This is a genomic window from Pedobacter sp. R-06 (assembly GCF_049913135.1).
In the GTDB taxonomy this organism is placed as follows: domain Bacteria; phylum Bacteroidota; class Bacteroidia; order Sphingobacteriales; family Sphingobacteriaceae; genus Pedobacter.
This window is the reverse complement of the sequence record NZ_CP183977.1, coordinates 2,460,010-2,471,829: the sequence shown is the minus strand read 5'-3', so window position 1 is coordinate 2,471,829 and position 11,820 is coordinate 2,460,010. Positions and strand designations below refer to the sequence as shown.

6 protein-coding genes and 1 other RNA gene are annotated in these 11,820 nt (G+C 39.6%); 2 read left to right on the top strand and 5 right to left on the bottom strand.

Features of this window, described 5'->3' with window-relative positions:
• Window positions 1-163: 163 nt before the first annotated feature.
• The 3 genes from ACN9MR_RS10050 to gltB all read right to left on the bottom strand — a co-directional run bounded on the left by ACN9MR_RS10050 (window position 164) and on the right by gltB (window position 7,605).
• A complete protein-coding gene (locus ACN9MR_RS10050; RefSeq protein ID WP_426329564.1) occupies window positions 164-721 on the bottom strand; it encodes an REP-associated tyrosine transposase in 558 nt (185 codons plus the stop codon).
• A gap of 914 nt (window positions 722-1,635) precedes the next feature.
• Window positions 1,636-3,102 (bottom strand): glutamate synthase subunit beta, encoded by a 1,467-nt coding sequence (locus ACN9MR_RS10045; RefSeq protein ID WP_426329563.1) that lies wholly within the window; start codon window positions 3,100-3,102, stop codon window positions 1,636-1,638.
• A gap of 3 nt (window positions 3,103-3,105) precedes the next feature.
• Window positions 3,106-7,605 (bottom strand): glutamate synthase large subunit, encoded by a 4,500-nt coding sequence (gltB, locus tag ACN9MR_RS10040; protein WP_426329562.1) that lies wholly within the window; start codon window positions 7,603-7,605, stop codon window positions 3,106-3,108.
• A gap of 423 nt (window positions 7,606-8,028) precedes the next feature.
• On the opposite strand from gltB, the gene ffs reads away from it, so the two are divergent.
• Window positions 8,029-8,128, top strand: an RNA gene (gene ffs, locus ACN9MR_RS10035) — signal recognition particle sRNA small type.
• Window positions 8,129-8,213: 85 nt separating this feature from the next.
• A complete protein-coding gene (gene fsa, locus ACN9MR_RS10030; protein ID WP_025141909.1) occupies window positions 8,214-8,873 on the top strand; it encodes a fructose-6-phosphate aldolase in 660 nt (219 codons plus the stop codon).
• Between the two features lie 812 nt (window positions 8,874-9,685).
• On the opposite strand, the gene ACN9MR_RS10025 is transcribed toward fsa, so the two are convergent.
• Together ACN9MR_RS10025 and ACN9MR_RS10020 are read right to left on the bottom strand one after the other, a co-directional pair.
• The gene (locus ACN9MR_RS10025; RefSeq protein WP_086546192.1) at window positions 9,686-10,192 is read right to left on the bottom strand and encodes a D-glycero-alpha-D-manno-heptose-1,7-bisphosphate 7-phosphatase; all 507 of its coding nucleotides are present in this window, start codon (window positions 10,190-10,192) and stop codon (window positions 9,686-9,688) included.
• A 249-nt stretch (window positions 10,193-10,441) separates the two neighbouring features.
• On the bottom strand, window positions 10,442-11,728 hold the full coding sequence (locus ACN9MR_RS10020) for a sugar MFS transporter (RefSeq protein WP_057934408.1): 1,287 nt from the start codon (window positions 11,726-11,728) through the stop codon (window positions 10,442-10,444).
• Between the last annotated feature and the right edge of the window lie 92 nt (window positions 11,729-11,820).

The following is an 11,820-nucleotide window of genomic DNA, read 5'->3' as shown; positions in this document are numbered from 1 at the left end:
AAAACCCGTAGAGACGCTGTGCTTAACTCCACGGACAGAACGTATAAGCCTTTCCTGAATGTTAGATCTATCCGTAGAGTTCCAACGGGCTCTACGGATTGAGGAATGGATAAGAGTCTTTGACTCGCTATGATATGGATAGTAGTATCCACCCTATCCAAAATCATTCTATAAAATCTACTTCTATCAACCCCTTTGTTGTTGTGTAATAATCAATAGCTGAAGAATAAACGTATTCTTCAGCGTTTCTAACAGCGCCCGATCTCACTGGATTTTCGTGTAAATAATTAAGCCTTTGATCCATCATTTCATTTGTAGAAAGTTCGACCGGATGATTTTCCTGCTGCCAAAACTGATAATCTTTATTTCTTTTATTTTCTTCACCAGCTTTTTTGAATATCCAAAGCATCCAACTTCGCCTACTTTCATAATTATTATTTTTGATTGCTTTAATAATGTTGCCCGAAGTAAACTTTTTAAAATCTCTCAATGCATCAGACAAGTTATTATCTTCATCTACCGACAAAATCAGATGTAAATGATTGCTCATGATACACCATGCATGGATTCTTAAACCTTTATTCTTTTTGCAATAAATTAAGCTTTCTACAATAATATTCGAATATTCCTTTCTGGTAAACACATCTACCCATTGTACTGTAGCAAATGTTATAAAATATATAGCTGTCTGATCTTTTATTTGATAACCATTTTCTCCCATATACTAATATAAGCTTTTAGGATTAAGATTATTATCTCTATAGGCATTACAAGATCTCTAGCCATTAGATTTATGTTAGATCTATCTGTAGAGTTCCAATGGGCTCTACGGATTGTGGAATGGATAGGCGTCTTTGACTCGCTATGATATGGAATTTAAAAACTCAATCTTATTCATAAATCCGTAGAGACGCTGCGCTTAACTCTACGGATAGAAAGGGGCTTGCATAGGTTCTTAAACATTAAGGAATAGATAAGGGTCTTTGACTCGCTTTTTATTGTTGAGTTATAAACTCGTTTTTATTCGCAAGTCCGTAGAGACGCTGCGCTTAACTCTACGGATAGAAAGGGGCTTGCATAGGTTCTTAAACACATATCTATCCGTAGAGTTCCAACGGATCTACGGATTAAGGAATAGATAAGAGTCTTTGACTCGCTTTTTATTGTTGAGTTATAAACTCGTTTTTATTCGCAAGTCCGTAGAGACGCTGCGCTTAACTCTACAGACAGAAACGGGTTTCCGTGTCGAAAGATTATCAACAACTAAACTATGATAGATGCTGAAATAAATTCAGCATGACGACCGCACTAAAACTTGCTAGCTGTAAGCTCGCTATGACAAGGTTAAGCTCACTAAATTCAGTATTTCCGTGTCAGAAAGTTAATTGATGATTAAACGTCTGCAAATAGTTCTCTTTTATAACGAAGATTAGCAAGGTTCGCATTTCTAATGCTTAATAAGAATTCTAGTGGCGATAAAATCGCCATTCTCTTGCATCCTCGTTATCAAACGAGGACGATATTTCTTAAAGGCATAAGCTCAGTGCCTCCGTGGCAGAGAATTAACTAAGATTTATTAAAACAAAAAGGTCGTGGTTTGCACCACGACCCTAAAAATATAGAATTTAAAACCTACTAAGCGTACGCAACTGCATCTTTCGATGCCAGTTTAGTTGTTCCCATCAGGTATTCGTCTACCTTACGGGCAGCCTCTCTACCTTCTGAAATGGCCCAAACTACTAATGATTGTCCGCGGCGAACATCACCTGCGGCAAAAATTTTAGCAATATTGGTTTGGTAGGTGTGTTCAGATGCCTTTACGTTTCCGCGGTTATCCAATTCCACTCCTAATTTCTCAATTAAACCTTCTTTTTGAGGGTGTAAGAAACCCATTGCTAAAAGTACCAGTTCGCATGGAAGATCTCTTTCGGTACCAGCTACTTCTTTAAAAGTAACCGGACGTCCGTTTGCATCAATTTCCCATTCTACATCAACTACTTTTAATGCTTTAAGATTTCCCTTTTCATCAGCAATAAAGTTTTTAGTATTTACCGACCAAGCCCTTTGTGCACCTTCCTCGTGAGAAGAAGTATTTTTTAGCAACATCGGGTAATTTGGCCAAGGCATATGCTCGTTACGTGCCTGTGGCGGCATTGGCATAATCTCAAACTGTGTAACCGATTTCGCCCCATGACGGTTTGAAGTACCAATACAGTCAGATCCGGTATCGCCACCACCAATTACAATTACATTTTTACCGGTAGCCATAATATCTTCCGCCTCAACGGCTCTGCTCGCTACACGTTTATTTTGTTGTTTCAAGAAATCCATTGCAAAGTGAACCCCTTTAGCAGAACGGCCGTCAATTGGTAAATCGCGTGGAATAGTTGAACCACCAGCCAATACAATGGCGTTGAAATCGCGTAACAATGTACCTATCTCAACATTTTCGCCTACATTGGCATTACATTTAAAAATAATGCCTTCTTCTTTCATTAAATCGATGCGGCGATCCACTACATTTTTCTGTAGTTTGAAATCAGGAATACCGTACCTCAATAAACCACCTGGCGCATCGTCACGCTCGAAAACGGTAACTTCGTGTCCAACCTTATTTAACTGAGCAGCAGCAGCTAAGCCCGCAGGACCTGAACCAATTACAGCTACTTTTTTACCAGTTCTGATTAATGGTGCTTTTGCTTTGATAAATCCTTTTTCGAAAGCGATTTCGATGATGTGTTTTTCAATTTCCTCGATAGAAACCGGCGGGCGGTTAATCCCTAATACACATGCAGATTCGCATGGTGCAGGGCAAATCCTGCCTGTAAATTCAGGGAAATTATTGGTGCTTAATAAAATATTTGCAGCTAATTCCCATTTACCTTGATAAACGGCGTCGTTAAATTCTGGTATCACGTTACCCAATGGGCAGCCTGACTGGCAGAAAGGTACGCCGCAATCCATACAACGGGCAGCTTGATTGTTTAATTCTTGTGAAGGTAAATTATTTAAAAATTCACCGTAGTGCTTTACACGTGTTGCAGCCTCTTCTCTGGTGGGCGCAACTCTATCGTATTCTTGAAATCCTGTTACTTTTCCCATGGCCTAGTGTGTTTTTACTTGTTGATTACGTTTGCTTAAAACTGCTTTGTATTCTTTAGGGAATACTTTTACGAAATGAGCAGATTGCGTTTTCCAGTCGCTTAAGATAAACTCAGCTACTCTACTGTCCGTTAAGCGGATATGTGTTTTAAGTAAAGCTAAAATACGCTCTTCATCTTCAGCTTGTAATGGATCCAGGTCAACCATCTCTTTATTGCATTTGCGTGCAAAAGTTCCATTGGCATCATAAATCCAGGCCACACCGCCACTCATACCGGCAGCAAAATTACTTCCGGTATCACCAAGAATCAACACTTCACCACCTGTCATGTACTCGCAACCGTGATCGCCCACTCCTTCAACAACAGCTGTTGCACCAGAGTTACGTACGGCGAAACGCTCGCCTGCTTTACCACGGGCAAATAACTCACCAGAAGTTGCACCATAAAGGGCTACGTTACCGATAATGATATTTTGCTCAGGGATAAAAGTTGAGTTTGAGAAAGGATAAATGGCTAACCTTGCGCCCGATAATCCTTTACCCACATAATCGTTCGCTTCACCTTCTAATGACAACGTTACCCCACGGGTATTGAAAGCACCGAAACTCTGTCCGGCCGAACCAACAAATTTAAAGTTGATCGTGTCTGGAGGCAAACCAGCGCCTAAATGAACTTTCGAAATTTCATTTGATAACATGGTACCCAGTGCACGGTCGGTATTTTTTACATCGAAACTGGCAAAAACCGGTTCGTTATGATCAATAGCAGGTTGTGCAGCAGCAATTAATTTATGATCTAAAACATGATCAAGACCGTGATCCTGGCCTTCAGTATTGAATAAAGGCAAGCCATTTTCTTCTGCTTTATATAATATCGCCGATAAATCAAGGTGTTTCAATTTCCAGTCTTCAGCAGGCAATTCGCGTACTTTTAAAATATCAGCCTGACCGATCATTTCGTTGATGGTTCTGAAACCTAATTCAGCCATAATCTCACGTAATTCTTCAGCAAGGAAATAAAATAAGTTCACTACATGGTCGGCATCACCGGTAAATAGTTTTCTTAATTCCGGATCTTGTGTTGCCACACCAACCGGACAAGTATTTAAATGGCATTTACGCATCATAATACAACCTGATGTTACCAGGGCTGCTGTTGCAACACCCCATTCTTCAGCACCTAATAATGCAGCGATAGCGATATCCCTACCAGTTTTAAGCTGACCATCTGTTTGTAACACGATACGGTTACGCAATTTGTTTTTTACCAAAGTTTGGTGTGCTTCTGCCAAACCTAACTCCCATGGTAAACCAGCATGTTGGATCGAGGTTAAAGGAGATGCTCCTGTTCCACCGTCAAAACCAGATACCAGAATCACATCGGCATGTGCTTTGGCAACACCTGCGGCAATAGTACCTACGCCAGCTTTCGAAACCAATTTCACATTGATCCTTGCTGCACGGTTAGCATTTTTCAAATCAAAAATTAACTGTGCTAAATCTTCGATCGAATAAATATCATGATGAGGCGGAGGAGAAATTAAACCAACCCCTGGTGTAGAGTGACGAACTTTTGCAATCCAGTCATCCACTTTGTGCCCTGGTAATTGACCACCCTCTCCTGGTTTAGCACCTTGAGCCATTTTAATCTGTAACTCATCCGCATTGGTTAAGTAGTAACTGGTTACACCAAAACGTGCAGAGGCCACTTGTTTAATTGCCGAGCGCATGCTATCGCCATTTGGCAATTTAGTATAACGCATTTCATCTTCACCACCCTCTCCGGTATTGCTCTTTCCACCTATACGGTTCATGGCGATGGCTAAAGTAGAGTGTGCCTCATGAGAAATTGAACCAAAAGACATCGCTCCTGTTGCAAATCTTTTTAAGATTGCCTCGGTAGATTCTACCTCATTTAAAGGTACTGACGGGCGGCTATAGTTAAATTCGAACAATCCACGGATGGTATAAGCTTGTTGTGTTTGCTCGTTTACCAGTTTAGAGTACTGCTTGAAAATATTGTAATCGTTTTTACGTGTTGCGTTCTGCAGCAAGTGAATGGTTTGCGGGTTAAACAAATGCGCTTCACCTTTACGGCGGAATTTATAAGTTCCACCTGCCGGCAACAGGTTTTCGGTTTCTGTTAACGGACCAAAACTGCGGTGATGTTTAATTAAGGTTTCTCTTGCAATTTCATCCAGTCCCAGGCCACCAATACGTGAAACCGCACCGGTGAAATAAGTATTCACTACTTGTTTATTTAAACCTAAAATCTCGAAAATCTGCGCACCCTGGTATGATTGCAGGGTTGAGATTCCCATTTTAGAGAAAATTTTAAGTAAACCGCTATTTACCGCGTAGATATAGTTTTTGGTAAGCTGCTCTGTTGATAAGCCCGATTCTTCTTTAAATTCATTAATGGTTTCTAAAGCCAGGTAAGGGTTAATTGCAGTAACACCAAAGCCCAGTAATGTGGCGAAATGATGTACCTCCCAGATATCGCCAGCTTCGATCACAATACCCACAGCCCCACGGTATCCTTTGCGGATCAAGTGATGGTGTACGGCAGAAACGGCCAGTAAAGAAGGCATTGCAGCATGCTCAGAGTCAATAGCCCTATCAGTTAATACAATTACCTGGAAACCATCTTCAACGGCATCAACCGCATAACGGCATAAACGGTCTAAGGCTTTTGCCATAGCACCAGGCTTGCCATCGGCCCTGAAATATGTCTGTAAAGTTTTCGCCTGGAAAACACCTGTATCAATACTTCTTAACTTCTCTAATTCCTGATTGGTTAAAATAGGGTGTTTAATGGCTACACAGTGTGCCTGTTTTGGGGTTTCTTCCAACAAGTTACCCATGCTACCCATAAAACTGGCCAAACTCATTACCACTTTCTCCCTGATCGGATCAATCGGCGGGTTGGTTACCTGTGCAAATAACTGCTTAAAATAAGAAGATAAATGCTGGGGACGTTTTGATAAAATAGCCAATGGTGTATCGGTACCCATCGAACCGATTGGTTCTTTACCTTCAATGGCCATAGGTTTAAGCAAAAGATCTACATCTTCCCTGCTGTAACCAAAAACCTGTTGATATTTAAAAATAGACTCTGTAGATAAGCCGGTGAACATTACACGTGGCTCAGGCAATTCCTCTAAACGGATCTGGTATTGATTAATCCAATCGGCATAAGGGCTTTTACCGCAAACTTCTTCTTTAATTTCGTTATCACTGATAATTCTACCCTGCTCCATATCCACCACGAACATTTTGCCTGGCGTTAAACGGCCTTTTTCGATTACAGTACTTTGGTCGATAGCTAATGCGCCGGCCTCAGAACCCATAATTACACGGTCATCAGAGGTAATGGCATAACGTGAAGGACGAAGACCATTACGGTCTAAAGTAGCACCTATTAATTTACCGTCGGTAAAAGCAATAGCTGCAGGTCCATCCCATGGCTCCATTAAAGTAGCATGAAATTCGTAGAATGCCCTCTTAACCGGATCCATATCTTCGTTACCATCCCAGGCTTCCGGCACCAACATCATCAATACATGAGGCAGGGTTCTTCCTGAGTGAAGTAACAGTTCAATAACATTATCTAAACAGCCTGAATCTGAATTGGTTTCGTCAATTACAGGCAATAACATATCTAATTCTTCCGGTGTAAAGTAAGCCGAAGCAAAAGACTTAACGCCTGCCCTAAACCAGTTTAAATTTCCCTGTAAAGTGTTGATCTCACCGTTATGTGCAATAAAGCGGAATGGCTGGGCCAATCTCCACGAAGGGAAAGTATTGGTTGCAAAACGTGAGTGGACTAAACCTAAAGCAGAAACCATGCGCTTATCGGTCAGGTCGGTGAAGTATGTACGTACCTGTAAAGAAGTAAGCTGACCCTTATATATAATGGTTTGCGCAGAAAGCGAAACAATATAAAAATCTTTACCACCATGAACAGTGTTTACGATCAGTTTAATCAGGTAATTTTTAAAAATATAAAGTTTACGTTCGAAATCTGCCCCCGGCGCTACTGCATAAGGACGAGCAATAAATACCTGCTCAATTTCTGGTTCAACAGAAAGGGCCATATTGCCGATATCTGTTGTATCAACATCAACTTTTCTAAAACCTAAAATTTCCAGGCCTAATTTTTCGGCGGCACGGTAAATCAATTCTCTGCACTCTTCTCTCGATCTGATATCTTTTGGCATAAATAACATACCTACACCATAATTATTGGTTTCAGGTAGGCTAAAGCCAGCTTTTAAACATTCGTCGTAAAAAAATTCGTGAGGAATCTGAATCATAATACCTGCACCATCGCCTGTATTTGGTTCTGCTCCACATGCCCCCCTATGATCTAGATTCTCTAAAATAGTAAGTGCATCAGAGATGATTTGATGCGATTTTCGCCCTTTCACATGTGCAACGAACCCAATACCGCAGGCATCGTGTTCAAATTGCGCATCGTACAATCCACTGTTTGGTTCCATTCTTTGCTCGTTAGTTGTTAGTGTATAGGAAACACTAAGATACGAAAAACAAATTTTAAATTACAGAGTTGACACGATTTTTAGAAAAATTTTAGTTCTTAAGTAATTTAAAGCTTTTAGATTAAAAAAATGATAATGATATCAATAAATATTTGCCAAATTTATAATGATAATATTATACAATAAATGCGCTTTTTCTACTAAATTCCGTCATAAATCGTTTTAATTACATGATTTATTTGTGAATATTTAATTCATATACGAATAGTATATCTAAAAAATTGTTTATCCTGTATTTCCTGCTGTAATCTAAAAATACACATTTCAATTTTATTAATTTACTAATCAGCTACATAGCCTAAAAGAGAAAAAAAATACAAAAATGCATTTTGTGTAACAACTTCTTTTTCTACCTTTGTGGCCGGGCAAGTCTTTTACGACCAGCTCCCTTTGAACTCCCCCAGGGTGGGAACACAGCAAGGGTAGAAGGTTGTAGCGGTGCGATAGAAGGTGCTTGCCCTTTTTTCTTTTCCCTTAATCCCCTGAAGGGGGAACTAAATTCTTCAGGGTTCAACCATAAAAACTCAAATATTTAAGAATTTATAACCATGAAATTTTTTATTGACACAGCAAATCTTGATCAAATCAAAGAAGCGCAAGATCTTGGCATTTTAGATGGCGTAACCACCAACCCTAGCTTAATGGCGAAAGAAGGTATTACTGGCGAACAAAATGTAATCAACCACTACAAAGCGATCTGCGATATTGTTGATGATAACGTAAGTGCTGAAGTTATTGCTACTACTTTCGATGAGATTGTTAAAGAAGGTGAAGCTTTAGCCGCTTTAAACCCTAAAATCGTAGTAAAAGTTCCGATGATTAAAGATGGTGTTAAAGCCATTAAATATTTCTCGTCAAAAGGAATTAAAACCAACTGTACTTTAATTTTCTCTGCCGGACAGGCTTTATTGGCTGCTAAAGCCGGAGCTACTTATGTTTCTCCGTTCTTAGGCCGTTTAGATGATATTTCTAGCGACGGTTTAGTATTGATCGAAGATATTAGAACCATTTTTGATAACTACGGCTACGAAACTCAGATTTTAGCTGCATCAATCCGCGGACCATTACACATTGTAAACTGTGCTAAATTAGGTGCTGATGTAATTACGGCACCGTTGGCTGCAATTGTAGGTTTATTAAAACACCCACTAACAGATAGCGGTTTAGCTACATTTTTAGCCGACCACGCTAAAGCTGCTGGAAAATAAGAATTAAAAAGGCGAGAGTCTTTAGAGTCCTAAGTCTTGAGTCGGATTTCCGGTTCAAAACTTAGGATTTTTTGTTTCATAGGCACCTTACGAAATCTCAATGGACTGAGCCTGGCAGGATTTCGTAAGTATGAGGTAGGGAAAAGCGTATTAGAATTCCAGAAGCTGCTGACTTACGAAGTTATTCATCCGCTTCTTCTCTTTCTAAACCCGTAAGTCATTGCGATTTTTTTTGGAGCGCAGGAACAGTGCTCGTAGGTTTCTGTAGTCCTGCTTTCCATTATATTCCGGTGAATTTTCGATAAAGATAAATTAGTCGAATACCGGAATGCCATTTCAATCAGGGCTAGGTGGCCAGGGCACCTTACGAAATCTCAATGGGCTGAGCCTGGCAGGATTTCGTAAGTATGAGGTAGGAAAAAGCGTATTAGAATTTCATAAGCTTCTGACTAACGAAGTTATTCATCCGCTTTCTCTCTTTCTAAACTCGTAAGTTATTGCGATTTTTTTTTGGAGCGCAGAAACAGTGCTCGTAGGTTTCTGTAGTCCTGCTTTCCATTATATTCCGGTGAATTTTCGATCAAGATAAATTAATCGAATACCGGAATGCAATTTCAATCAGGGCTGGGTGGCAGTAATAAAAGTTCTTTTGCCAGTTTAGAAATTCTGTAAAATGATTCTGCGTTAACGATGGAAACGGCATCCTTTTTGGCTGTCATCCTGTCCAAAGGACTCCTGTGGAGATCGTAGTCGAAGGACAGCCAAAAAGATATAGTGTACAGCGTGTTAAAACGCCCAAATGATAAAAGACACTAAACTAAAGACTCACGACTAAGAACTTCCTTTATCTTCTCATAACTGATCTGCTCATCAGGTTCGATCAGGATGCCCTTTACTCCTGCCCCATTTGCGGCCTCTACGTCTCTTGGCTTATCGCCGATCATAACAGATTGTGCCGGGTCGATATCGTACATGTCAATCGCATCTAAAATCATTCCCGAAGCAGGTTTTCTGCACTTGCATTCTCCGCCAACCGTGGGATGGTGCGGGCAATAATAAAAACCTGCAATATCGGCTCCTTTAGCCACAAAAGCATTGCGGAGCATTTGGTGCATAATGGCCAGTTCTTGCTCGGTATAACGTTTTAAGGCAATACCGCCCTGGTTGGTAATTACAATTAAGAGATAACCTTCATCAAATAGTTTTTTTAATACCGGAATCTGGTAATCCAGGATTTTAAAATCTTCAACACGGCAGATGTAATCATATATTTCGTGATTGAGTACACCATCACGGTCTAGAAAAATAGCTTTATTCATTATTGAGATATGAGTATGGTAATTTGAGCATATATCATAAATATAGAATTGTCATCCTGAGCCTGTCGAAGGACCTTTTAAAATGTCTCTCAGCGTTTCGACAAGCTCAACCTGACAACATTTGGAACGGAATTATAACAAATGATATATTCTCTTAATAATTTTGCCAAAATAACTGAAAATTAAGGACAAAAGAAAGCCCAATCTAATTAAAGACCGGGCTTAATCATAAAATTTATTTGGTTTTGGTTATTTCAAATTCAATCCTGCTTTATGGCCTTTTATAGCAAAATACAGAATGTACAAGTAACATGGTAATACGGTTAAAAGATAGGCCAGCTGAAAGTTAATATGTAATTTTTCATTTAAGAAAGCATATAATAAAGGCATTAAGGCACCGCCTGCAATCCCCATAATCATAATCGCCGAACCGATTTTGGTAAATTTACCCAGGTGGCTAATGCCCAGTGGGAAAATTGCCGGCCACATTAATGAATTGGCCAAACCCAGTAAGGCTACAAAAATCACCGCGAACCAACTGGAAATAGCAAAAGATAAAACGGTAAATATGATGCCTAAAATAGCACAGATTCTAAGGGCTTTTTGCTGAGAGATGTATTTTGGAATCGTAACAATACCGATAATATAACCGATTAACATACTAAAAAGCGTAATAGAGGTTAACTTCCCGCTAATTTCTGCGCTAATACCTAGCTCGCGACCATAAATACCGATAATATCGCCAGCCATAACCTCTGCGCCTACATATACAAAAATACAAAGTGCACCCAGGAATAAGTGTGGGAACTGAAAGATACTTGTATGTTTTACTACTTCCCCTTTGCTTTCGTCGATCACATCTTCTTCTACTTCAACTTCTGGAAGGTTGGTGAATTTAATAAAAACGGCAAAAAGACAGAAAACGATTGCCAAAACAATGTAAGGCATATTTACACGGCCTAAAACATCATTTAATAACTGCTCGTGAACAGCGCCGGTAGCAGCTTTGATCTGTTTCTCTACTTCTGAAGCATTTTTCAAAAACAGACTACCCATAATCAAAGGCACAATCATTCCGGCAAATTTATTACAGATACCCGCAATACTGATCCGTTTTGCAGCACTTTCTATAGGACCTATAATGGTTAAGTACGGGTTTGATGCGGTTTGCAACAAAGCTAATGCTGCACCCTGAACAAAAATTCCGGTTAAAAACAAGCCAAATGTCCTGGTTTGAGCCGCAGGTATAAATATCAAAGAACCAAGGCCTAAAATAACCAAGCCTAAAACAATTCCATTTTTAAAGCCAACTTTTTTAAGGATCCACGATGATGGCAGTGCTAAAAAGAAGTAAGCCATGTACGATGCAAAGGTTACGAAGAATGCCTGTAAGTTTGATAAGCCGAAAGATAATTTAAAGAAAGGAATTAATGTTCCGTTTGCCCAGGTTACAAAGCCAAAAATAAAGAATAGGGCACAAATGATAATAAGTGGTTTAGGCCCTTGCGTTTGACCAGGTTTAGTTGTTTGTTGCATAAAGTTTTGGTTCGGTTTAATTTGTTCGGGCCAAACTAAACAATAATATTTAATAAAATAAGGGTCAAACGTTTGCGTAATTTTAACTTTAA